We start from the raw sequence: 22,426 nt of genomic DNA on the forward strand, positions 1-22,426 counted from the left end.
TGCGGATTCCACGGTCATCTGGCCACCCATTCCATGAGCATCTGACCACCGATTCCACGGTGATCCGGCCACCCATTCCACGCGCATCCGGCCACTGATTCCACGGCCATCCGGCCACTCAACCGGGCAGGCAGTAACGCAGGATTTCTTCACTACCATCGACCTCTTTTTCGAAGCAGAGAGGTCGTCGTGGAGCGTTTATCCATGCGTAAGATTCGCGAAGTACTACGTCTCAAGTTCGAGGTCGGACTATCGGCTCGCCAGATTGCGGTCAGCGTGCAGGTCGGTCGTGTCACCGTCGGCGACTACCTCAATCGTTTTGCCGCCAGCGGTCTCAGTTGGCCCTGTTCGTTGTCCGATGCCGAGTTGGAGCAGCAACTGTTCCCGCCGGCCCCGGCGGTTGCCAGTGAGAAGCGGCCTTTACCCGATTGGGCATGGGTGCATGCCGAACTGCGCCGCCCCGGCGTAACCCTGGCGCTGCTCTGGCAGGAGTACCGCCTGAGCCAGCCTCAGGGCTTTCAGTACAGCTGGTTCTGTGAGCACTACCGAGCCTGGCAGGGCAAGCTGGACGTGGTGATGCGTCAGGAGCACCGCGTCGGCGAGAAGCTGTTCGTCGACTATGCCGGCCAGACGGTGCCGGTTATCGACCGCCACAGCGGCGAGATCCGCCAGGCGCAGGTGTTCGTCGCGGTGCTTGGCGCGTCCAGCTACACCTTCGCCGAAGCCAGCTGGTCACAGCAGCTGCCGGACTGGCTGGGCTCGCATGGCCGCTGCTTCGCCTTCCTCGGCGGCGTGCCGGAGATCGTGGTGCCGGACAACCTGCGCAGCGCGGTGAGCAAGGCCCATCGTTACGAGCCGGACATCAACCCCAGCTACCGCGATCTGGCCGAGCACTATGGCGTGGCGGTGGTGCCGGCGCGGGCACGCAAACCGCGCGACAAGGCCAAGGCCGAAGTCGGCGTGCAGGTGGTCGAGCGCTGGATCCTCGCCGCCCTGCGCAACCGCCAGTTCTTCTCCTTGGACGAACTCAACACGGCCATCGCCGGGTTGCTGGAGCGGCTCAACCAACGCCCGTTCAAGAAGCTGCCGGGCTCGCGCCAGACGGCCTTCGACAGCCTGGATCGTCCGGCGCTGCGCCCCCTGCCGGAGCAACCCTACGTCTACGCCGAGTGGAAGAAGGCGCGGGTGCACATCGACTACCACGTCGAGGTCGATGGGCATTACTACTCGGTGCCGTATCAACTGGTGAAGAAGCAGCTGGAGGTGCGCCTGACGGCGCGCACCGTCGAGTGTTTCCACGCCAACCAGCGAGTGGCCAGCCACCTGCGCTCAATGCACAAGGGCAGGCACAGCACGCAGGCCGAGCACATGCCCAAGAGCCATCGCGAGCATGCCGAGTGGACGCCACAACGGCTGATCCGCTGGGCCGAGCAGACCGGGCCGAACACGGCCGGCGTGATCAGCCACATCCTCGAACGGCGCATCCACCCGACTCACGGCTATCGGGCCTGCCTGGGCATCCTGCGCCTGGGCAAGACCCATGGCGAAGTGCGCTTGGAGTTGGCCTGCCGTCGCGCCCTCAGCCTCGGTGCGTGCAGCTACAAGAGCCTCGAATCGATCCTGCGCCAGGGTTTGGAAAGCCTGCCGTTGGCTCAAGCCAACCTGCCCCTGCTGCCGGACGACCACGCCAATCTGCGCGGCCCCGGCTACTACCACTGAACACAAGGAATCCCACCATGCTGCCCCATCCGACCCTGGACAAGCTGCAAACCCTGCGCCTGCACGGCATGCTCAAGGCGCTGAACGAACAACTGAAAACCCCAGACATCGACAGCCTGAGCTTCGAGGAACGCCTCGGCCTGCTGGTCGACCGCGAGCTGACCGAACGCGATGACAAGCGCCTGAGCAGCCGCCTGCGCCAGGCCCGGCTCAAGCACAACGCCTGCCTCGAAGACATCGACTACCGTAGCCCGCGCGGACTGGATAAGGCGCTGATCCTGCAACTGAGCAGTGGCCAGTGGCTGCGCGACGGCCTCAACCTGATCATCGGCGGCCCCACCGGTGTCGGTAAAACCTGGCTGGCCTGCGCCCTGGCCCACCAGGCCTGCCGAGAGGGCTACAGCGTGCGTTACCTGCGCTTGCCGCGCCTGTTGGAAGAGCTGGGCCTGGCCCATGGCGACGGGCGCTTCGCCAAGCTGATGAGCAGCTACGCCAAGACCGACCTGCTGATCCTCGATGACTGGGGCCTGGCCCCGTTCACCGCCGAACAGCGGCGCGACATGCTGGAGCTACTGGACGACCGCTACGGCCAGCGCTCGACCATCGTCACCAGCCAGATGCCGGTGGACAACTGGCACGAGCTGATCGGCGACCCGACCCTGGCCGACGCCATCCTCGACCGCCTGGTGCACAACGCTTATCGGATCAATCTGAAGGGTGAATCAATGCGCAAACGGACGCAGAAATTGACGACGCCGGGCACCTCAGACTAACAATGCCACCCCTGCGTCGCTGCGCTCCGACTGCCCGGCCGGATGGCCGTGGAACAGGTGGCCAGATGGCCGTGGAATGCCTGGCCAGATGAGCGTGGACTGGGTGGCCGGATGGTGTGGAATCCGCAGATAAATGATCGTGCTGAGCGAAGCGACGGCTCCACGCAACTGGTGCTCCTGCGCTTCAGCAATTTCAAAACCGTTTTTCGCACTGAATTGGTCGGAGAGCTCTTTGAGCACGGCTTTGCGGTTTCCTGGCTCAGCCTGTTGCGCTCGCCAGTTCAGAATCCGCTTCAGCACCGCAGGTGCTGCCGTTGCAGTTGGCGGTGTCGGCCCTGCCAGCGGTGTGGGCTCACCAAAGAAATGTGCGCGCAACTGATCGAGTCGCATGCGGGCGCCGGGGGAAACCTTGCGCGAGCTAAGGCTTTTCAGCCAGAACTCGAATTCCGACTGCGGCAGGCACAGCATTCGTTTCAGCAGTGGTTCCCCAGGCAGGGCAACGTCATGCTCGGTCGGGCTGTAGCGAGGGGGCTGCAGTTTGGCGGCTTGAGCATGCCAGTTAAGACCCATAGCTTCGCAAATGGGGCGTATCGGCCAGTAACGCTCATTGTCGCTGCTGATCAGACTTGGAATCGACAGTCCCTGGATTTTGATTTTGGTGGCGCGCATCGGATTACTGTCCTCCCGGAGCTGCATGGTTGGGGGAAGTGGCCGGTGGGTGTTGATGCTGTCTGCTGAGGATCTTGTGCATTGTTTGCGTGGCTTCATCAGAGTCCATCCACTTCAGCCATGTCTCGTAGACGTGGGGTTTGGTCTGTTGCAGCCTGGAAATCTTGTTGGCGCTAGCTTCAATGGTTCGGCAAGCATCTCGGAATTGCACGGCATCTGTTCTGCTATCTGAATCCAACTGGTCAAGAATCAGATCGATGAAGTCAGCAGATAGCTGCATTGGTAAGTAGTACAGCGGTGATCCTGAGTCGGGATCCTCTTTAATTAAGAGCTCGTTTTCCCAGATCGAAGCTGCAGCTTTAGCCAGGGTGGTGGGTGCGCTGAACGCGCAGAGCAGTGAGCCAAGTTCGATCTTGGTTTGCTGTGTTTTCTTGTCGATCAAAAACAGGATTTCCGAATTGCTCGATGGTGTCTTGGTGAGGGTATCCATGAATGGCTCCGTGAACCTTTATCCAGATAATCTGTAAATCAGATATCTGTAGATTAGATATACCCTTGCCGGATTGTCAAGCGTGAGGTGTACCCGTTGGAAAAGTCGGTGTATCGGGATGAGAACCTGGTGCTGCTCAGACTGCTAAAGCAGTGTCGAGTGGAAGCTGGTTTGACCCAGGCGCAATTCGCCCAAGCGCTGGAGCGCCCACAGTCGTTTGCTAGCGATATCGAGCGCGGCTTGCGCCGGATTGATCTCGTCCAACTGCGGGATATCTGCCACGCGCTGAACATCGGCCTCGTCGAATTCGTGCAGCGCTTCGAGACCGAGTTAGCGCGTAAGGACGCTTAAGGCTGGAGCAGATTTTCTGCTTTGCTGCGTTCGCATGCTGCCGCGTACAGCGCAGCCGCATCGGAGCACAGCAGCCGTAGTGCCATGATGCAGTCCAGAAGCAAATGGTTTTCCAAGGTGTTCAAGTCACTTGCACTGGAGAGTGCGTGGAGCATGCCGACTGCGGCGTTTTGGCGAAGCTGGGCTTCATCATGCAGTTGGCCGGAGGTGACGTCAGTGCGAACAGTGAACAGGCCATTAAACGCGTCGAGGGCTTGGGGCACTGAGTCGGTGGTGCCCGAAGGGATGTTGGTCTGCGGCATAGGGTGACCTCTAGAGTTTTAGAGAGGCCACCACCTTTCGCTTCCACACGAAGGGTGGCGGCTGCATGCGGGTGTGGAAGACCGAGACTCTAGGAACTCGGCGCGCCGAAGCGCCCCGCATGCAGCCACCATGACACAAGAATCCTCTGGCGCTGTGTTCCTGAAGCCAGGTCTGTCGACCCGCCCAATCACCCTATGCTGCCCGCAGAGGCCCTGCAAGGTGGCACTTTACGGGATATCGGCGAAAAAGGCTCTGACCATGAGTAGCCTTCAAGATGCTGGTAATGCCTAGATTTTGATGGCGGGGGATGTGATGCGGAGGGCGTCATCGGTGATGGCGGATGAAATAGCCCGATGAGCGGTCGTAAGACTGGCGCAGATTTTTTCTAACCGAGTGGTGGTGTGGTGGCAAATCCCTACCCCAATCCTACCCCAAGCCGAATTTCAGGCACAAAAAAGGGCTACGCTTTCACGTAACCCTTTGATTTGTATGGTGCCGGCACCAGGAGTCGAACCCGGGACCTACTGATTACAAGTCAGTTGCTCTACCAGCTGAGCTATACCGGCTAGGTGGGGCGCCATTATATCCATTCATCGGCCTGAGTAAAGCTATGTTTGAGCCTGGCTTTTCCAGGGTTGGCTATCAACAGCTTTAGGCTTATGCACAAAGAGAAGGCGCGCGCGATAGGTGCGCACCTTGTCTGTGCAATCGATCACGATTTTTTGCAACTCATTGTTTTTGTTAGAGCTTATGCGATTGACGAAAAATGATCAGATTTCTGCGGGGCTGTTCCCGATTGGCTTAGCAGGATTTGCTCAGAAAGGATCAACAGAGTTATCCACAGGTTCTGTGAGCAACTCAGGCGCGTTCCGCCAGAAGCAGCAGGTTGCGTGGGCTTAATTGGTAATCGCAGAAGGTGCCCAGTCTGACGCTATAGCCCTGTTCTTCCAGATACAGGGCGCGGTCCAGCAGCAACCAGAGCTCCAGTGGGCGGCGGAACAGGTTGCGCAGCAGCTCCAGGTTGCGCACTTCGGCCAGGCGTTGCCAGCCACGCGATTCCAGCGTGGCCCAGTCCTGCTCTCCGGGCGAGACCACGCCTTTCAGGGTGGCAAGGTCATGGCAGAAGCGGGCGAAGGATTTGCTGAGCCACTCGCTGGGCAGCGATGGCGTCGGCAGGTATTCGTCGATGCCGCGTAGCTGGCGCTGCAGCAGGTCGAAGGCCAGGCGCCAGGCCATGGATTGGTCGCGTTGCCTGCGTACCCGGGCGCCGGCCGTGACGGTCTCGCTTAGCGGCAAGCCCAGATCGTCGCGTGAAAGCTGCAGCGCTGATGCTTGCGCCGCGGCCGAAAGCGCTTGGTATTGCTTGCTGGCGATGCGGTTGTAGCAGCAGGGGGCGACCGCCAGTTGCGAGCAGCCAGTGCCGCTGGCCAGTTGCAGCAGGCGTACGTGTAGGTCGCCACAGGCGTGCAGGGCGACCGGGGTGTGTTCTTTGCTCAGGCGTTCGCTGCAATCATCGGCCAGCACATCCTGCTGCAGGTGCATGGCATCCAGTCCCAGCCGTTTGCTCAACGCGCTGCCGGATTCGATCAGTGCCGGGTCGTACTCCAGGCAGGTCAAACGCTGATCAGCCTGGGTCAGCCAGCGACCAAGATGGCCCTTGCCGGAGCACCAGTCCAGCCAGTGCGTGGGCTGTTGTTGAAACTGCAGGTGACTGGCGAAGGCCTGAATCTGCGCCAGCTTTCTACCGGGCACATCGACGCTAAGGTTAGGCGAGCGCGCTGGAGCGTCGCGGCTCGGGAGTTCGCCCAACTGGCTGAGCGCCTGCGCCTGGCGGGCTAGATCTGTAAACGGAGCGGGTGCCGCGAGCGCAAAGAGGTCGCTGTCGCTGGCTTGCGCCTGCTCCAGAGAGCGGCTGCGCAGCCAGGCGGCAAGCTCGGGCAACTCTGCTTCCCAGGGCAGGCGCAGGTGATAAAACGGCCTTGGCCGCCACAGCGCCTGGTGCTGCAGGAGAAAGCCGTCCAACGCTTGGAAGCGGGCGAGCAGTTCGCCTGAGGTAAGAATCGGCTCGGACATGGCGTCTATGGCGGAAGGGCGGGCCGTCTGTGCAGGCGGCCCGCAGGCTTAGCGGCCCTGGCAGGCGTCGACGCGCAGCCAGCGCTCCAGCAGCTTGAAGAGGTTGATCAGGATGAAGGTGATGGCCAGGTAGAACAGTGCGGCGGTGAAGAAAAACTCCATGCTTACGTAAGTGCGGGCATTGAGCGTGCGTGCCATGCCGGTCAGTTCCAGCAGTGTGACCGTGCTGGCCAGGGCGCTGGCCTTGAGCATCAGGATCACTTCGTTGCTATAGGCCGGCAGGCCGATACGCGCGGCGCGCGGCAGGATGATGTGCAACATGGCCTGGGCGCGCGACATGCCCAGAGCGCGGGCAGCCTCGATCTCCCCTGGCGGCACGGCCTGGATGGCGCCGCGCAGGATCTCGGCGATATAAGCGGCGGTGTGCAGGGTCATGGTGAGTACCGCGCACCAGTACGGATCACGCAGATAGGGCCAGAAGATGCTCTGGCGCACGGCATCGAACTGGGCCAGGCCGTAGTAGATGAGGAACAGCTGCACCAGCATCGGTGTGCCGCGGAAGAAGAAGATGTAGCCGTAGGGCAGGGCGCGCACGTACCAGTGTTTCGACGCGCGGGCGATGCCCATGGGCAGTGCCAGGATCAGCCCGGCAATGACGGCAACTGCCAGCAGTTCGACGGTCAGCAGCGCACCTTCGAACATCTTCGGCAGGTACTTGTAGATCAGCTCCCAGTTCATTGGTTGCTCCTGACGAAGCCGCGTGAGGCTTTCTTCTCAAGGAAGTGCAAGCCGATCATGGCAATGATGGTCAGCCCCAGATAGATGATGGCGGCGACCAGGAAGAAGGTCATCGGATTCTTGGTGGCAGTGACCGCGATCTGTGCCTGGCGCATGATTTCGGTGAGGCCGACCACCGACACCAGGGCGGTGTCTTTCATCAGAATCATGAACAGGTTGCCGAGTCCGGGCAGGGCGATGCGCCACATCTGCGGCATGATCAGCTTCCACAGGATGCGCCCCTTGGACATGCCAAGTGCCTGGCCGGCTTCACGGTGCCCCTTGGGAATGGCCAGAATGGCGCCGCGGAATACCTCGGTGGCATAGGCGCCAAAGCACAAGCCGAGGGCGATGACGCCCGCAGCGAACGGGCTGAGTTCCAGGCTGCCGACGCCCAGGCTTTCGCCCAGCGCGCGCAAAACGTTGACGGTGCTGAAGTAGATCAGCAGTACCCAGAGCAGCTCGGGCACGCCGCGTACGATGGTGGAATAGCTGCCGCCGAGCCATTGCAGCGGCTTGTACGGCGAAGTCTTGGCCAGCGCGCCGAGCAGACCGAGCACCAGACCTAGAGCCAGCGCGCAAAGCGCCAGCTGAATGGTCATCAGGGTGCCAGCGGCCAGGGCGGGGCCGAATCCTTGGAGGTCGAAGATCATCGGAGGGCTCGGGCGACTGCGCCGCCAGGTCGGCGGCGCAGTGCCTTCAGGTCATCAGTAGATGCTGAACGGGAAGTACTTATCGTTGATCTGCTTGTAGGTGCCGTCTTCGATGATGGCTTGCAGAGCGGTGTTCAGCTTCTCGCGCAGCGGGTCACCCTTGCGCACGGCAATGCCGATCTTGTCGTTGTCGAATACCGGGTCGCCCTTGAACTCGAAGTCCTTGCCGGCGTCGCTCTTGAGCCATTCCCAGTTGACGAAGGTGTCGGCCAGCACGCCGTCTAGGCGGCCGGAAGCCAGGTCGAGGTAGGCGTTTTCCTGGGTGTCGTACAGCTTGATATCGACCACCTTACCCATGTTGTCTTCCAGCCAGGTACCGGCGATGGTGGCGCGCTGGGCACCGATCACCTTGCCCTTGAGGCTGGCTTCGTCGGTCTTGAAGTCGGCCGACTTGGGTGCGATGAACTGCAGCTTGTTGGTGTAGTAGGGCTCGGTGAAATCGACCGCTGCCTGACGCTCTTCGGTGATCGACATGGAGGCGATCAGGAAGTCGAACTTCTTGGCGTTCAGCGCCGGGATGATGCCATCCCAGTCGGAGGTGACCACTTCGCACTCGGCCTGCATCTTGGCGCACAGCGCCTGGCCGATTTCCACGTCGAAGCCGGTGACCTTGCCGCTGGCGTCGATCAGGTTGAAGGGCGGGTAAGCGCCCTCGGTGCCGAGTCTGAGTTTGTCAGCTGCGACAGCACTGGTGCCGAAAGCCAGGGTGGCGGCCGCGGCCAGCAGGATCTTCTTATAGTTCTGCATGCGTGTTGCTCCGTGTTAGCGATTGCTGGACATGAATTGTTTACAGCGTGCCGAGTTCGGGTTGTCGAACACCTGGGCCGGTGGCCCCTGTTCCTCGACCAGGCCCTGGTGGAGGAACACCACTTCGCTGGATACCTGACGAGCGAAATTCATTTCATGAGTCACCAGCAGCATGGTGCGACCTTCATCGGCAAGTGCGCGAATCACATTAAGCACTTCTTGTACCATCTCCGGGTCGAGCGCCGAAGTCGGCTCATCGAACAGGATCACTTTCGGCTGCATGGCCAGGGTGCGGGCGATGGCTGCGCGCTGCTGCTGGCCGCCGGAAAGCTGGTTGGGATACACATGACGCTTGTCGGCGATACCGACCTTGGCCAGCAGTGCCTCGGCCACCTCGGTGGCTTCGGCCTTGCTCTGGCCGAGCACGCGCCGCGGCGCCTCGATGATGTTGTCGAGCACGCTCATGTGCGGCCACAGGTTGAAATTCTGGAAGACGAAACCGATCTCGCTGCGCAGACGATTGATCTGCTTGTTGTCTGTAGCCACCAGCTCGCCGTTCTTTGCGGCCTTGAGCTTGAGCTCCTCGCCAGCGACGAAAATCTGACCCTGGTGCGGGTTTTCCAGGAGGTTGATGCAGCGCAGGAAGGTGGACTTGCCGGAGCCGGAGGAGCCGAGAATGGAGATTACATCGCCGTCTTTGGCCGTCAGGGAAATGCCCTTGAGCACTTCGAGATCGCCGTAGCGCTTGTGCAGGTTGCGAATTTCCAGCGCGGGCGTTGCCTCGGCCATGGGGTGGGATCCTCTTCTTCTTCGAATGCGCTCCGGCGTACGGCGGGCCGTCCTGGCAGGCGGCCAAGCTAGCATAGCGTTTCCGTGACCGCCAAGCCGTTTGCTGGCCTATGGCTTGCTCTACGGTCAGGGTGTCGCCTGGTTACAGCAGGTTGTCGCGCCGATGCAAAATGCGCAGTTCAACGTACGTCGTTCAAATACAGCTCGACCATGTCATCGAGGGGCTGCTCATGTTTTGAGCAATGCGTTGAAGAGGTCACTCTTATTTACGCCGAGGTCACCTGCATTTGCTTAGAGGTCACTCGTATTTGCAGGGTAAGTCACCTGTATTTGCCGCTGAACTCACCCGTATTTGAGGCGAAATAGCGATTACTCGGCTCCTGGCTACAAGGCGGGCAGCCCTAGCGCTACGCCGGATTTAAGGCTGGGCGGCCGATAGGCCAGCGGGTAGTCTTGCGGTTTTATTTTTCCGCGTATTTGGAGTTGTTGCGTGAACACGGAGAATCATTCCCAGACTGCCGCCTTTCTCTGGTCGATTGCCGACCTGCTGCGCGGTGACTTCAAGCAGTCGCAGTACGGTCGCATCATCCTGCCGTTTACCCTGCTGCGGCGCATGGAGTGCGTGCTGGATCCGACCAAGGAAGCGGTGGTCCGTGAGTCCTATGCACAGGAAGGTCGCCCCGATCATGTGCGCGAGATGCTTCTCCTGCGCGCCGCCGGCCAGCCCTTCTTCAACGCCTCGAAACTGACCCTCGACACGCTTTCGGATAAACAGACGGCCGATGACCTGCTGAGCTACGTGCAGTCCTTCAGCAAGGACGCTCGCGAGATATTCGAGCACTTCCATTTCGAGGACTTCGTCCAGCAGTTGGCCAGCGCCAATCTGCTGTACCAGGTAACCCAGCGTTTCGCCGCTGCCGACCTCAGCCCCAAGCGCATCAGCAACTTCGGCATGGGCATCATCTTCGAAGAGTTGATCCGCAAGTTCGCCGAAAGCTCCAACGAAACCGCCGGGGAGCACTTCACACCTCGCGATATCGTGCACCTGACCACCTCGCTGGTGATCACCGATCAGGATCACAAGCTGGCGCCCAACCGCATCGTCACTATCTATGATCCGACGGCGGGCACCGGCGGCTTTCTCTCCGAGGGCGACGAGTACATTCAGTCGATCAGCGACCAGGTCACCGTGTCGCTGCATGGCCAGGAGCTCAACCCCGAGTCATACGCCATCTGCAAAGCGGACATGCTGATCAAGGGGCAGAAGGTCGAGAACATCAAGCTCGGGAACACCCTGTCCAACGACCAGCTGGCCGGGCCCGAACACCGTTTCGACTTCATGCTGAGCAACCCGCCGTTCGGCGTGGAGTGGAAGAAGGTGCAGAAGCAGATCACCGACGAGCACAGCGAGAAGGGCTTCAACGGCCGCTTCGGGCCGGGCCTGCCGCGAGTGTCCGATGGCTCGCTGCTGTTTCTCCTGCACCTGATCAGCAAGATGCGTGACCCGCGCGAGGGTGGCTCGCGCATCGGCATCATCCTCAACGGCTCGCCACTGTTTACCGGCGGCGCCGGTTCGGGCGAGTCGGAAATTCGCCGCTACCTGCTGCAGAACGATCTGGTCGAGGCCATCATCGCTCTGCCCACCGACATGTTCTACAACACCGGCATCGCCACTTATGTGTGGGTGCTGAGCAACCATAAGGCCGCTGTGCGCCAGGGCAAGGTGCAGTTGATCGATGGCAGCCAGCACTTTGCCAAGATGCGCAAGTCCCTCGGCAGCAAGCGCCAGTACATCACCGAGGAGCAGATCGACGAACTGGTGCGCCTGTATGGCCGCTTCGAGCAAACCGCGCAGAGCAAGATCTTCCCCGTCGAAGCCTTCGGCTACCGGCGCATCACCGTCGAACGTCCGCTGCGCCTGAACTTCCAGGTAAGTAGCCAGCGCATCGAGAAAGTGCTGGCAGAAAAAGCCATCGAGAAGATGGAGGCTCCGACCCGCCAGCGCCTGATCGAAGCCCTGCAGGCCATGGACGAAAGCCAACTGCACCGCAACCGCGAGCAGTTCAGCAAGCTGCTGAAAAAGACCCTCAGCGCCCACGACGTATCGCCCAGCACGCTCGAGCTGAAGGCCATCATGGGCGCTCTGAGCGAGCGCGACCCCGAGGCGGATATCTGCATGGTCAAAGGCCAGCCGGAAGCCGACACCGGCCTGCGCGATAACGAGAACGTGCCGCTGGGCGAGTCGGTATACGACTACTTCGAGCGCGAAGTGAAACCCCATGTGGCGGATGCCTGGATCGACGAGAGCAAGCGCGACGAGCAGGACGGCGAGGTTGGTGTTGTCGGTTTCGAGATTCCCTTTAACCGCCACTTCTATGTGTTCCAGCCGCCGCGCCCGCTAGCTGATATCGACCGCGACCTGAAAGCCTGCACCGACCGCATCAAGCAGATGATCGAGGGGCTGTCGGCATGAGTTTTCCGGCGTATCCGGGGTACAAGGACTCAGGGGTTCAGTGGATAGGTAATGTCCCGGAGCACTGGGATGTTGTTCGCCTGAGGAATATCTTCTTAATTCAAAAGAGAATTGCCGGGAAGCTTGGTTTTGACGTTCTTTCCATTACCAATAAAGGGGTAAAGGTTAAAGATATCGAAAGCGGTGACGGCCAGCTTTCTAGTGACTACAGCAAGTATCAGCTAGTCATGAAGGGTGAGTTCGCGATGAATCACATGGACTTGGTCACAGGCTATGTAGACATCTCAGCATTTGATGGCGTAACAAGCCCTGATTATCGTGTTTTTAGTGCCGCACATCCCGAGTTAGATAGCCCTAGATTCATGTTGCGATTGCTTCAGAACGCTTACCACCAAAAGCTGTTCTTTCCATTCGGACAGGGATCTGCACACCTTGGACGCTGGCGGCTACCAGCAGAGGAATTCAAAGACTTTTTCTTTCCCAGGCCATCACGATCAGAACAAACCCAAATCGCCCGCTTCCTTGATCACGAAACTGCCCGCATCGACGCGCTGATCGAAGAGCAGCAGCGCCTGATCGAGCTGCTCAAGGAAAAGCGCCAGGCCGTGATTTCCCAAGCCGTCACCAAAGGTCTCGACCCGATGGTGCCGATGAAAGACTCCGGCGTGGAATGGCTGGGTGAGGTGCCGGCGCATTGGAATGTTGGCACTCTGCGTTGGTACGCGACCATACAGGGAGGTGTCGCAAAGGGTAAGGATTATGAGGGGCGCGAAACTGTTGTTATGCCCTATCTGCGCGTGGCAAACGTACAGAATGGCTACGTGGATTTTACTGAAGTAAAAGAAATCGCCGTACTTGAGTCGGAGGTGGAGCGTTACAGACTTCGAGCCGGTGACGTGCTTATGAACGAAGGCGGTGACAATGATAAGTTGGGGCGAGGCACAGTTTGGCAAGCTCAAATAGATCCATGCCTCCACCAAAATCATGTATTCGCAATCCGGCCTAATGGTTTGCTGAGAGCAGAATGGTTAGCAGCCTTCACGCAGAGTGAACAGGCGCGGACTTACTTTTACTTGAACTCTAAGCAGAGCACTAATCTGGCGTCCATATCTGCAAGCAATGTCATGAGTCTGGCGTTACCAATTCCTTCCGCAAGTGAGCAACTGGAAATCCTGACGTATCTCGAAAAAGACCGCATTCGGCATGAGCAGCTGACCGGTGTGGCTGTATCGACAGTCGAGCTTCTCCAAGAACGCCGCTCCGCCCTAATCTCCGCCGCCGTCACCGGCAAGATCGACGTGCGCGGCTGGCGGCCACCGGCGCGTACCCAAGCCCCAAAATTTGAAGTAGCAGAGGCCGTGTAAATGGCGGACAGCAAGGACGCGCCTGAACTGCCGACCACAAGTCAGCAGGTTCAGATCTTTACTTCGGCCGATGGCCAGGCGCAGCTGCAGGTCGCGCTGGAGCACGACACGCTTTGGTTGAGCCAGGCGCAAATGGGCGAGCTGTTCGACACCACGCCTGAGAACGTGCTGATGCACCTGAAAAATATCTTCAACGATGGCGAGTTGGCCGAGCAGGCAACCACTAAGGATTTCTTAGTGGTTCGTCAGGAAGGTGCCCGCCAGGTGCGCCGGCGCATCAAGCACTACAGCCTGGATGCCATCATCTCAGTGGGGTATCGCGTAAGCTCCAGGCGGGCTACCCAGTTCCGCCAGTGGGCTACGCGGGTGTTGCAGGCGCATCTGGTCGAAGGCTACACCCTCAACCAGCGCCGTCTAGCGGAGCGCGGTATCGAGTTCGAGCAGGCGGTGAGCCTGTTGTCGCGCACCCTGGCCAACCAGCAACTGGTCAACGAGCAGGGCCGCGCCGTGCTGCAGGTAATCGGCGACTATGCCCGCAGCTGGAGCCTGTTGCAGGGCTACGACGAGCAAAGCCTGCAGGAGCAGAACACGCGTCAGACCGACATGCGCGCCCTGGAGCTGGATGATGTGTTGGCGGCCATCGCGCAGTTGAAGGCCACGCTGATGGCCAAGGGCGAGGCGACCGAGCTGTTCGGCCAACTGCGCGGTGATGGCCTGGCCTCGGCCATTGCCAGCATCGAGCAGGGCTTTGGCGATGACTGGTTCTACCCCAACGTGGCCAGCCGCGCGGCGCATCTGCTGTATTTCGTCATCAAGAACCACCCGCTGGCCGATGGCAACAAGCGCAGTGGTTCGTTTTTGTTTCTCTGGTATCTGCAACTGAACCAGCACCTGCTGGCGCGCCCGGTGGAACAGTTGATCAACGACAACACGCTGGTGGCGCTGGCGCTGTTGGTGGCCGAGAGCCTGCCTGAGCAGAAAGAATTGATGGTGCGCCTGGTGGAGCATTTCGTGCTGCTGAGGCCGCTTTAAAGAACAACACGCACATTGCCGAGCAAGGAGCATAGAGCGTTATGGCGGATAGCCGGGAAGCCCAGTTTCAACACGACATCATCACCGCCATGGTCGCCCAGGGCTGGCTCACAGGCCCGGCCAGCGGTTATGACCGGCGCACGGCGCTGTATACCCAGGACTTTCTCGGTTACTTCAAGGCCGCTTGGCCCGAGCGCTGGGACAAGTTCGCCAAGGCCAACCCGAATAACCCGGAAGCCGTGCTGGTGCAGAAGCTGGTACGCGAGCTGGAGCAGGACGGCACCCTGGATGTGCTGCGCCATGGCTTCAAGCTGCCGGGGGTGAAGATCGAGACGTGCAGCTTCAAGCCCGACCACGGCATGAACCCGGATACCCTCAAGCGCTACCAGTGCAACCGCCTGCGCGTGGTGCCCGAGGTTTCGTATTCACCTCACTACCGGGAAGGGGAGTACAACCCGCGTCTGGATCTGGTGCTGTTCGTCAACGGCATCCCCGCCGCCACGCTGGAGCTGAAAAGCGAGTTCAAGCAGAGCGTGGAAAACGCCAAGCGTCAGTACCGCCAGGATCGCCCGGTCAAAGACCCGCTGACGCGCAAACCCGAACCGCTGCTGACCTTCAAGCGCGGCGCGCTGGTGCATTTTGCCGTGAGCCAGGATGAGGTGGCGATGACCACCCAGCTGGCCGGCAAGGAGACCTTCTTTCTGCCGTTCAACCTTGGCAGCCTCGACGGTGGTGCCGGCAACCCGCCCGCACCGGATGACAGCCAGTACGCCACCGGTTACCTGTGGCAGCGCCTGTTCCAGCCCGACGCCTGGCTCAAGGTGCTGGGGCGCTTCCTGCACCTGCAAAAGAGCGTGAAAGAAGATGCCGACGGCAATCGCGTCACCAAAGAAACCCTGATCTTCCCGCGCTACCACCAGTGGGAAGTGGTCAACAGGCTGATCGAGACCACCCGCACTGAAGGGCCGGGCAAGCGTTACCTGATCCAGCACAGCGCTGGCTCGGGCAAGTCCAACTCCATTGCCTGGACGGCGCATCAACTGGCTTCGCTTTACGATGCGGAGGGCCAGCGCCTGTTCAACTCGGTGATCGTGATTACCGACCGCACCGTGCTGGACAAGCAACTGCAGGACACCATCTACCAGTTCGAGCATGCCCAGGGCGTGGTCAAATGCATCACCCGCGACGTCGGCAGCCAGAGCAAGTCCGAACAACTGGCCGAGGCGTTGGTCGAGCAGACGCGCATCGTCATCGTCACCATCCAGACCTTCCCGGCGCTGTTCGACGCACTGGACAAGTACCCCAAGCTGGCCAGCGGCCGCTATGCGGTGATCGCCGACGAGGCGCACTCCTCGCAGACCGGCTCGTCGGCCAGCAAGCTCAAGCAGATTCTCGGCAGCGATGCCTCCGGCTCCGATAAAGCAGAGCCTGAGGAGATCAGCGCCGAAGAACTGCTGGACGCCGCTGTGGCTGCGCGTGCGCCCAACGAGCGCATCAGCTACTACGCCTTTACCGCCACGCCCAAACCCAAAACCCTGGAGCTGTTCGGGCGCGTACCCGACCCGACATTGCCGCCCAGTGCCGACAACAAGCCAGAGGCGTTTCACCTGTACTCCATGCGCCAGGCCATCGAGGAAGGTTTCATCCTCGATGTGCTGCGCAACTACACCACCTACAGCACCGCCTGGAAGATCGCCCACCCGGACGGCGACGACGAGGAAGTGGACTCGAAGAAGGCGCGCATGAAACTGGCGCGCTGGGTGCGCCTGCACCCGTACAACATCAGCCAGAAAGTGGAGGTGATCGTCGAGCACTTCCGCGCCAATATCCGCCACCTGCTGGGTGGCCAGGCCAAGGCCATGGTGGTCACCAGCAGCCGGCAGGAGGCGGTGCGCTACCAACTGGCGGTGCAGGCCTACGTGAAGCAGATGGGCTACGGCGACGTGCATCCGCTGGTGGCCTTCTCCGGCAGCGTGCTGCCGGACGGGGTGATCCCCGAAGAGGTGACGGAAAACAGCAGCCTGCTCAACCCCGGTCTGAATGGACGTGATCTGGCTGAAGCCTTCGATACCCAGGACTTCAACGTGATGATCGCCGCCAATAAGTACCAGACCGGCTTCGATCAGCCCAAGCTGTGCGCAATGTATGTGGACAAGAAGCTGCAGGGCGTGGACTGCGTGCAAACCTTGTCGCGCCTGAATCGTACCTTCGGCGACAGCAAGCCGACCTTCATCCTCGACTTCTTCAACGACGCCAAGGACATTCTCGAAGCGTTCTTGCCGTACTACACCGAGGCCGAGCTGACCGATGTGACCGACCCGCAGCTCATCTATGACCTGCAGAAGAAGCTGGATGCCGAGGGCATCTACCACTGGGAGGAGGTGACGGCGTTCGCCATCGCCTTTTTCGACCCCAAGGCCGCCGCCAGTAAGCTCAGTTACTACTGCGCGCCGGCCAAGGAGCGTTTTGCCAAGCGCTACAAGCTGGCCCAGGAGTCACGCCAGCAGGCGCTGGACTTCAAGCGTACCGCCGAGCGCAGCGGCGACAGTGCCGGCTTGAAGAGGGCTGAGGCGGCAATCAAGGAAGCCGGCGAGCAGATCGATCAGCTCGATCTGTTCCGCAAGAACCTGCAGAGCTTCGTGCGCCTGTATGAGTTCCTCTCGCAGATCATTCCTTATGAGGATCGCGAGCTGGAGCAGCTGTGCGTGTATGCCAAGCACCTGTACCCGCTGCTGCGTATTGATCGCCTGGATCAGGATGGCGTAGACCTTGGTGAGCTGCAGTTGAGCCATTACCGTCTTCGCAAGCGCGCCGAGCATCAGTTGCGGTTGAGCGAGGAACAAGGCAACTACGGCCTTGATCCAGCGAGTGCGCTAGGCTGCGGCAAGGCCCATGACCCGGAGAAAAAGCGGCTATCGGAAATCATCGATGCACTGAACGATATATTCGGTGCTGAGGTGAGCGATGAGGACCAGCTGCAGTTCCTCACTGGCATCGCCAAGCGCATCAGCCGCCAAGAGGACGTGATGGCCCAGGTCAACCATCACTCGGTCGAGCAGGTGATGCATGGCTTGTTCCCCAAGCGCGTGCTGGACTCCGTGTTGGACGCCATGACCGACAACGAAAAGATGTCGCTGGAAGTGCTGGATAACGAAACCAAGAGCCGGGCGTTTGCGTTGGTGATTTTGAAGATGCTGACGCAACAGACTGGCTTGGAAGAAAGCAACCTGCGCGGCGTGTGAGCGCTGATAACAGGGAAAGGGAGTAGAGATGGCGATTCCGGATTTTCAGAGCGTGATGCGCCCCGTGCTGGCCACTGTGCAGGATGGTGCGCCGCTGCCCCTCAACGAGTTGCGTGAGCGCGTGGCTGAGCATTTCCTGTTGACCGAGGATGAGCGCAAGGAGCGCCTTCCCTCGGGGCATCAGACGGTAATCAACAACCGTGTGGGTTGGGCACGTACCTACCTGAACAAGGCCGGGCTGTTGTGTATTCCGGCCAAGGGCATGGTGCAGATTACCGCGCGTGGCCGGGATACCCTTCTCAGCGGTCCGCAGCGCATCACTGTGAGCTGGTTGAAGCAATTCCCTGAGTTCGCCGACTTCCATACCGCCAAGCCGCAGTCCGTTGATGCGCCGGCCATTGCGGCGCTCGATGCCGCAGAGACGACTCCGGACGAGCAATTGGCCGAGGCTCATCAGGCTCTTGTGCAGTCGCTCGCTGATGAGCTGTTGGCGCAGGTGCGTGCGGCGACGCCGAGCTTCTTCGAGCAACTGGTGGTCGATCTGATGTTGGCCATGGGCTACGGCGGCTCGCGCAAGGAAGCCGGCAAGGCGACCCAGGCCACCAACGATGATGGTATCGACGGCATCATCAAGGAAGACAAGCTCGGCCTCGACGTGATCTATCTGCAGGCCAAGCGCTGGAGCAACACAGTACACCGGCCTGAAATCGACAAGTTCATCGGTGCTCTGACGCGTCAGCGAGCTCGCAAGGGTGTTTTCATCACTACTTCGGACTTCTCCACGGGCGCACGCGAAGCAGCCTTGGGGCTGGATATCAAAGTGGTGCTGATCGACGGCGTTGAGCTGGCGCGCTTGATGGTGGAGAACAACCTGGGGGTGAGCGTCAAGCAGGTGTACGAGGTGAAGCAGCTCGACAGCGACTATTTCGCCGAAGAGTGACGGTGACAGGGGAGCTGGGCTTAGGCGGCTTCCCGTGAAAACGCAGGCAATAAAAAACCGGCTCAAAGGCCGGTTTTTTATTGCCTTCAGAAGGTACTTAAACTATCTCAAGGCTGTATATGGTGCCCAGGGACGGAATCGAACCGCCGACACGGGGATTTTCAATCCCCTGCTCTACCAACTGAGCTACCTGGGCCAACGGGGCGCTATTAGACGGATTTGAAGGATCAGTGTCAAGCGCGAGTTTGAAAAATATTTAATTATTTCGGGCGCTTAGGTTCGTGAGGGGCTGGAGACGGATTGTGTACCCAGCACACTGTCGCGGCTGAAGCCCCTCCCACAAGCATTCTTATTCGCTTGGTGGTACGTAGCCTTCGGCCTGGGCGTATTCCTCGCCGGAGAGGAACTTGTCCATCTCGGCCTGGAGGAACTTGCGATCTTCGGCGTTCATCATGTTCAGCCGGCGCTCGTTGATCAGCATGGTCTGGTGCTTCTGCCACTCGTCCCAGGCTTGCCTGGAAACGTTGTTGAAGATGTCTTCGCCTTTGGCGCCGGGGTAGGGCGCGCGATCCAGGCCGGGCAGTTCCTGTTTGTATTTGCGGCACAGCACGGTGCGGGTCATGTCGGTTCTCCAGCGGTAATGACTTGCGCCGCGCGTTTCAGCAGCTTCTTCACCGGGGCGGCGAGGCCCAGGCGCGGCGGGGTGGCGAGGTTATACCAGAGCCAGTCGCCCTCGGCCACGCGGCTGGGCTGTTCGGTTGCCTGCACCAGCCAAGGCTCGATGGCGAGCTGGAAGTGGCTGAAGGTGTGGGTCAGGCCTTCCAGTTCGCGGCGTTCACCGAGTTCGAGTCGTTGCTGCTGGCCGAGGTCGTCGAGCTGAGACAGGTCATCCAGTTCCGGCAGGCTCCAGAGTCCGCCCCACAGTCCCGTTGACGGGCGGCGATAGAGCAGGATGTGGCCGGCGGCATTGATGAGCAGTGGCATCAGGGTGCGCTTTTGCGGCAGCGTCTTGCGTGGCTTGGGGATGGGATAGCGGATTTCTAGGCCGAGTAGATGCGCCTGACAGCCGCTGCGCACCGGGCACAGCAGGCAGGTGGGCTTGCTGCGGGTGCAGAGGGTAGCGCCAAGGTCCATCATCGCCTGGGTGTAATGCCCGACCCGTTCGTGCGGGGTCAGGCGCTCGGCCACATCCCAGAGTTGCTTGGCCACCTTCGGCTCGCCCGGATAGCCCTCCTGCGCCACGTAGCGCGCCAGTACGCGCTTGACGTTGCCGTCGAGGATCGGCGCACGTACGCCCATGCTCAGGCTGGCGATGGCGCCGGCCGTGGAGCGGCCGATGCCGGGCAGCTCGCTGAGTGCCTCGACGCTGCGCGGGAACTCGCCGCCGTGCTCGCGCATGATGATCTGCGCGGTCTTCTGCAGGTTGCGTGCGCGGGTGTAGTAGCCCAGGCCCGTCCACAGATGCAGCACTTCGTCTTCCGGTGCTTCGGCCAGGTCTTTCACCGTCGGCAATGCAGCCATGAAACGGTCGAAGTAACCGAGCACGGTGCTGACCTGGGTCTGCTGCAGCATGATTTCCGAAACCCAGACGCGATAAGGCGTGATGTTCTGCTGCCAGGGCAGATCCTTGCGCCCGTGCTGGTCGTACCAGGCCAGCACGGCGCTGTTGAACTGCTCGGGGCTCATCGGTTGAACAGGCCCTTGAGTGCATCTTTCAGATCCGGGCTGACCTTGTCGCCGAGCTTCTCTTCCAGCTTCTCGGTCAGCTTGTTGCCAGCCAGGCGTGCGGCGATCTTGCCCAGGCCGTCCTGATCCAGACGGCAGGCCTTGGCGCCCAGCTCCAGCGGACCGCGGCAGCGCAGCGGCCATTCGATGCCGACGTAGCGTTCATTGACCTGACAGGCCGGGTCCGGCATTTCACGCTTGTCGCCTTCGATGGTGATGCCGACCTTGTAGTCGAGACCCAGTACGCGCAGGTCGAGATCGCCATTGCCGCTGACCGCCAGGCCGGGAACCTGGGCCTTGAGGTCGGGGTTGTGAGCGACGCCGTCGCGCACGCTGAGGCTGCCCTTGAGCTCGCGGAAGGGGGTGTCCTTGCCGGTTGGCGGGTTGCTCAGCGACTTGCGGTTGAGCGTGGCGATGCCGCGACAAAGTTGCTGTTCGAGGTTGGCATCGACCAGCACGCCGTCGTTGAGGACGAAGCTGGCGTTGCCGTTAAGTGCCTCGACCCATTCCTTCTGGCTGTTGCCGCGGGTGTTGAACTTGGCATCCAGATCGAGCATGCCCTTGATCGGCGACGGCTGATCGTCCTTCTTCAGCAGCGGCTCCAGCGGTATGCGGCTGAGGCGTTTTTCCACGCTGATCATCGGCTCGGCCTGGCGCACGTCGATGCGCCCGCTGCCAGCGAAGCTGCCGCCCTGCATCTTGCCGCGCGCTTCCTCCAGAGTGATCAGGCCGCCACGGCCATTGGCCTTGAGGTTGACGTCGGTGAAGGGCTGCTTGTCGTAGGTGAGCTGGCCGAGGCTGAGCGCCATTTGCAGGTCGAGTTTGCGCAACTGGTCCACCGGCAGCACCTTCTCGTTGCTCCAGGCCTGTTGGGTCGGGGCATTGGGCAGCGGGGTGGTGCCGTCCTTGCCGGCGATCGCGATGCTTTCCTTGACCTCGGCCTTGCGCGCAGCCGCGGGGCTGTCCTTGGTTTTCGGTGGCAGGTAGCGATCGAGGTCGAGCTTGTCGCCCTTGAGGTCGACGCGCAGCGCCTGCTTGCTGACATCGGCCACGCCGAGCTTGCCGGTGAAGGTGCTGCCGTCGAGCTTGAGGTTGAGCTCTTCGAACATCATGCCTTTGCTCGAGCCGTTCAGGCGGCTGACCAGCTCGAACTGGTTAAGGGCGTCACTGGCCTGCATGGCCGGCAGTTCGACGCCGATGCCGTCGAGAAACTCGCGCAGGTTCAGCGAGGCGATGGACAGCCCGCCGGAAATCTTGGCGTCCTCGCCCAGCTCGCGCGCCTTGATCTCGCCGAGGGCGCGCAACTGGTTGGCGGAGAGTTTGAGGCCGTTCCATTCGGCAATATTGGCAGCCTGGTCGACCAGCAATTGGCCTTGGGCAGAGAAGTTCAGGGTCTTGCCCTTGAGCGGTTCGCCCGAGGCTTCGCCGGTCAGCTTGAGGTCTTCGAACTGGTAGCGCTTGAGGGCGCGGTCGAAGCGCAGTTGGCCTTCGACTTCGCTGCGCGCACGCAGCACCGGCTGGTTGGTGCCGAAGAACGCGCTGAACTTGACCGGAATACTGGCGCCTTCGCGAATCGCGCCGGTTTTCAGCTCGATGTTCTCGACGGTGAATTGCTGGCCCTTCTGCGCGTCGCTGTAGTCAACACGCGAGTTGCTCAGGGTCAGGCTGTCGATGTCCAGCTTGACCGGCTGGGCGGCCGGCTTTTCGCTCGGCTGGCTCGGCGGCGCATCTTCACTCGGTGCGGGTTCGCTGGGCGCTGGTTGCGTGGTGCTGGCCTGGGCCGGGCGGCCGACGCCTTCCCAGTTGCCATGGCCCTTGTCGTCGCGCTGCAGGTTGAGATTGAGGCCATCGACGCGGATGTCGCTCATCTGCACTTCCTTGCGCAGCAGCGGCATCACGCGCACCGACAGGCCGATCATGCGCAGGTCGGCGAAGGGCTTGTCCGGCGTGTCGGCGCTGGCCAGGGTGGCGTCGGTCAGCTCCAGGCCCAGCCAGGGGAACAGGCTCCAGCCGATATCACCCTTGAGCTGCAGGTCGAGGTTGGCCTTGTCGTGGGCGATCTGGCGGATTTCGTCCTTGTAATCGTTGGGGTCGAACAGATGAGTCAGGGCGAACAGCAGCGCCACTACGATCAGCAGCAAGCCGAGAAGGAAGAGGCCCAGGATCTTGCCGAGCGCTTTCATGGACGAGTCCTTGTTTCGATAACGAAATGTGCGGGCGGCCAGTGGAGGCGCAGCCGTCGATAA

19 protein-coding genes and 2 tRNA genes are annotated in these 22,426 nt (G+C 60.9%); 8 read left to right on the forward strand and 13 right to left on the reverse strand.

Annotated elements, in window-relative coordinates:
- Positions 1 to 204 precede the first annotated feature (204 nt).
- Entirely contained in the window at positions 205 to 1,719 is a 1,515-nt protein-coding gene (istA, locus tag B3P22_RS10630; RefSeq protein ID WP_296270962.1) for an IS21 family transposase, read from the forward strand.
- Positions 1,720 to 1,736: 17 nt separating this feature from the next.
- Entirely contained in the window at positions 1,737 to 2,492 is a 756-nt protein-coding gene (istB, locus tag B3P22_RS10635; RefSeq protein ID WP_045107743.1) for an IS21-like element ISPpu7 family helper ATPase IstB, read from the forward strand.
- On the opposite strand, the gene B3P22_RS10640 is transcribed toward istB, so the two are convergent.
- A complete protein-coding gene (locus B3P22_RS10640; protein WP_296270963.1) occupies positions 2,484 to 3,161 on the reverse strand; it encodes a phage antirepressor N-terminal domain-containing protein in 678 nt (225 codons plus the stop codon). The two genes, istB and B3P22_RS10640, sit on opposite strands and share 9 nt — an antisense overlap.
- Positions 3,162 to 3,165: 4 nt before the next feature.
- Positions 3,166 to 3,651, reverse strand: a complete 486-nt coding sequence (locus tag B3P22_RS10645; protein WP_003464199.1) for a hypothetical protein — start codon at positions 3,649 to 3,651, stop codon at positions 3,166 to 3,168.
- A 96-nt stretch (positions 3,652 to 3,747) separates the two neighbouring features.
- Here B3P22_RS10645 and B3P22_RS10650 point away from each other — a divergent pair, with 96 nt between their 5' ends.
- Entirely contained in the window at positions 3,748 to 4,002 is a 255-nt protein-coding gene (locus B3P22_RS10650; RefSeq protein WP_003464196.1) for a helix-turn-helix domain-containing protein, read from the forward strand.
- Here the strand turns inward: B3P22_RS10650 and B3P22_RS10655 are convergent.
- The 7 genes from B3P22_RS10655 to B3P22_RS10685 form a co-directional block, all read right to left on the reverse strand.
- Positions 3,999 to 4,304 (reverse strand): hypothetical protein, encoded by a 306-nt coding sequence (locus B3P22_RS10655; RefSeq protein WP_038664426.1) that lies wholly within the window; start codon positions 4,302 to 4,304, stop codon positions 3,999 to 4,001. The genes B3P22_RS10650 and B3P22_RS10655 overlap by 4 nt on opposite strands.
- A 491-nt stretch (positions 4,305 to 4,795) precedes the next feature.
- Positions 4,796 to 4,871, reverse strand: a tRNA-Thr gene (locus B3P22_RS10660).
- A 292-nt stretch (positions 4,872 to 5,163) separates the two neighbouring features.
- Positions 5,164 to 6,378, reverse strand: a complete 1,215-nt coding sequence (locus B3P22_RS10665; protein ID WP_296270964.1) for a methyltransferase — start codon at positions 6,376 to 6,378, stop codon at positions 5,164 to 5,166.
- 48 nt (positions 6,379 to 6,426) lie between these two features.
- Positions 6,427 to 7,116, reverse strand: a complete 690-nt coding sequence (locus B3P22_RS10670; RefSeq protein ID WP_161866174.1) for an ABC transporter permease — start codon at positions 7,114 to 7,116, stop codon at positions 6,427 to 6,429.
- Positions 7,113 to 7,808, reverse strand: coding sequence for an ABC transporter permease (locus B3P22_RS10675; RefSeq protein WP_013717636.1), 696 nt, complete (start codon positions 7,806 to 7,808; stop codon positions 7,113 to 7,115). Before B3P22_RS10675 ends, B3P22_RS10670 begins: the two co-directional genes overlap by 4 nt.
- A gap of 54 nt (positions 7,809 to 7,862) precedes the next feature.
- Positions 7,863 to 8,615, reverse strand: a complete 753-nt coding sequence (locus tag B3P22_RS10680) for an ABC transporter substrate-binding protein (RefSeq protein ID WP_197859233.1) — start codon at positions 8,613 to 8,615, stop codon at positions 7,863 to 7,865.
- Positions 8,616 to 8,630: 15 nt separating this feature from the next.
- Positions 8,631 to 9,404, reverse strand: coding sequence for an ABC transporter ATP-binding protein (locus tag B3P22_RS10685; protein WP_296270965.1), 774 nt, complete (start codon positions 9,402 to 9,404; stop codon positions 8,631 to 8,633).
- 490 nt (positions 9,405 to 9,894) lie between these two features.
- Here B3P22_RS10685 and B3P22_RS10690 point away from each other — a divergent pair, with 490 nt between their 5' ends.
- Genes B3P22_RS10690 through B3P22_RS10710 form a run of 5 tightly spaced genes read left to right on the forward strand, consistent with a single transcriptional unit; the run spans position 9,895 to position 18,455 of the window.
- Positions 9,895 to 11,877 carry an HsdM family class I SAM-dependent methyltransferase gene (locus B3P22_RS10690; RefSeq protein ID WP_296270966.1) on the forward strand — a complete coding sequence of 661 codons (1,983 nt, stop codon included), beginning with the start codon at positions 9,895 to 9,897 and terminating at the stop codon, positions 11,875 to 11,877.
- Positions 11,874 to 13,241, forward strand: coding sequence for a restriction endonuclease subunit S (locus tag B3P22_RS10695; RefSeq protein WP_296270967.1), 1,368 nt, complete (start codon positions 11,874 to 11,876; stop codon positions 13,239 to 13,241). The genes B3P22_RS10690 and B3P22_RS10695 overlap by 4 nt, the downstream gene beginning before the upstream one ends.
- Positions 13,242 to 14,273, forward strand: a complete 1,032-nt coding sequence (gene rhuM / locus B3P22_RS10700) for a virulence protein RhuM/Fic/DOC family protein (RefSeq protein ID WP_296270968.1) — start codon at positions 13,242 to 13,244, stop codon at positions 14,271 to 14,273.
- Positions 14,274 to 14,314: 41 nt separating this feature from the next.
- Complete coding sequence (locus B3P22_RS10705; RefSeq protein ID WP_296270969.1) at positions 14,315 to 17,515, forward strand: type I restriction endonuclease subunit R; 3,201 nt, start codon at positions 14,315 to 14,317, stop codon at positions 17,513 to 17,515.
- Between the two features lie 28 nt (positions 17,516 to 17,543).
- Positions 17,544 to 18,455: a restriction endonuclease gene (locus B3P22_RS10710; RefSeq protein WP_296270970.1), complete on the forward strand. Its 912-nt coding sequence runs from the start codon at positions 17,544 to 17,546 to the stop codon at positions 18,453 to 18,455.
- A 120-nt stretch (positions 18,456 to 18,575) separates the two neighbouring features.
- Here B3P22_RS10710 and B3P22_RS10715 read toward each other — a convergent pair.
- The 4 genes from B3P22_RS10715 to B3P22_RS10730 all read right to left on the reverse strand — a co-directional run bounded on the left by B3P22_RS10715 (position 18,576) and on the right by B3P22_RS10730 (position 22,363).
- Positions 18,576 to 18,651, reverse strand: a tRNA-Phe gene (locus B3P22_RS10715).
- Between the two features lie 153 nt (positions 18,652 to 18,804).
- Positions 18,805 to 19,077, reverse strand: coding sequence for an oxidative damage protection protein (locus B3P22_RS10720; protein WP_037055319.1), 273 nt, complete (start codon positions 19,075 to 19,077; stop codon positions 18,805 to 18,807).
- Entirely contained in the window at positions 19,074 to 20,141 is a 1,068-nt protein-coding gene (gene mutY / locus B3P22_RS10725; protein ID WP_296270971.1) for an A/G-specific adenine glycosylase, read from the reverse strand. The genes B3P22_RS10720 and mutY overlap by 4 nt, the downstream gene beginning before the upstream one ends.
- On the reverse strand, positions 20,138 to 22,363 hold the full coding sequence (locus B3P22_RS10730; protein WP_296270972.1) for an AsmA family protein: 2,226 nt from the start codon (positions 22,361 to 22,363) through the stop codon (positions 20,138 to 20,140). Before B3P22_RS10730 ends, mutY begins: the two co-directional genes overlap by 4 nt.
- Positions 22,364 to 22,426: the final 63 nt, after the last annotated feature.

Source organism: Pseudomonas sp. UBA6323, assembly GCF_002439135.1.
Lineage (GTDB): Bacteria > Pseudomonadota > Gammaproteobacteria > Pseudomonadales > Pseudomonadaceae > Aquipseudomonas.

Coding starts and splice junctions, on each gene's coding strand:
- B3P22_RS10710 (WP_296270970.1), top strand. CDS start 17,544: ATGGCGATTCCGGATTTTCAGAGCGTGATGCGCCCCGTGCTGGCCACT.
- istA (WP_296270962.1), top strand. CDS start 205: ATGCGTAAGATTCGCGAAGTACTACGTCTCAAGTTCGAGGTCGGACTA.
- B3P22_RS10645 (WP_003464199.1), bottom strand. CDS start 3,651: ATGGATACCCTCACCAAGACACCATCGAGCAATTCGGAAATCCTGTTT.
- B3P22_RS10655 (WP_038664426.1), bottom strand. CDS start 4,304: ATGCCGCAGACCAACATCCCTTCGGGCACCACCGACTCAGTGCCCCAA.
- B3P22_RS10640 (WP_296270963.1), bottom strand. CDS start 3,161: ATGCGCGCCACCAAAATCAAAATCCAGGGACTGTCGATTCCAAGTCTG.
- B3P22_RS10675 (WP_013717636.1), bottom strand. CDS start 7,808: ATGATCTTCGACCTCCAAGGATTCGGCCCCGCCCTGGCCGCTGGCACC.
- rhuM (WP_296270968.1), top strand. CDS start 13,242: ATGGCGGACAGCAAGGACGCGCCTGAACTGCCGACCACAAGTCAGCAG.
- B3P22_RS10665 (WP_296270964.1), bottom strand. CDS start 6,378: ATGTCCGAGCCGATTCTTACCTCAGGCGAACTGCTCGCCCGCTTCCAA.
- istB (WP_045107743.1), top strand. CDS start 1,737: ATGCTGCCCCATCCGACCCTGGACAAGCTGCAAACCCTGCGCCTGCAC.
- B3P22_RS10670 (WP_161866174.1), bottom strand. CDS start 7,116: ATGAACTGGGAGCTGATCTACAAGTACCTGCCGAAGATGTTCGAAGGT.
- B3P22_RS10680 (WP_197859233.1), bottom strand. CDS start 8,615: ATGCAGAACTATAAGAAGATCCTGCTGGCCGCGGCCGCCACCCTGGCT.
- B3P22_RS10695 (WP_296270967.1), top strand. CDS start 11,874: ATGAGTTTTCCGGCGTATCCGGGGTACAAGGACTCAGGGGTTCAGTGG.
- B3P22_RS10730 (WP_296270972.1), bottom strand. CDS start 22,363: ATGAAAGCGCTCGGCAAGATCCTGGGCCTCTTCCTTCTCGGCTTGCTG.
- B3P22_RS10720 (WP_037055319.1), bottom strand. CDS start 19,077: ATGACCCGCACCGTGCTGTGCCGCAAATACAAACAGGAACTGCCCGGC.
- B3P22_RS10685 (WP_296270965.1), bottom strand. CDS start 9,404: ATGGCCGAGGCAACGCCCGCGCTGGAAATTCGCAACCTGCACAAGCGC.
- B3P22_RS10705 (WP_296270969.1), top strand. CDS start 14,315: ATGGCGGATAGCCGGGAAGCCCAGTTTCAACACGACATCATCACCGCC.
- mutY (WP_296270971.1), bottom strand. CDS start 20,141: ATGAGCCCCGAGCAGTTCAACAGCGCCGTGCTGGCCTGGTACGACCAG.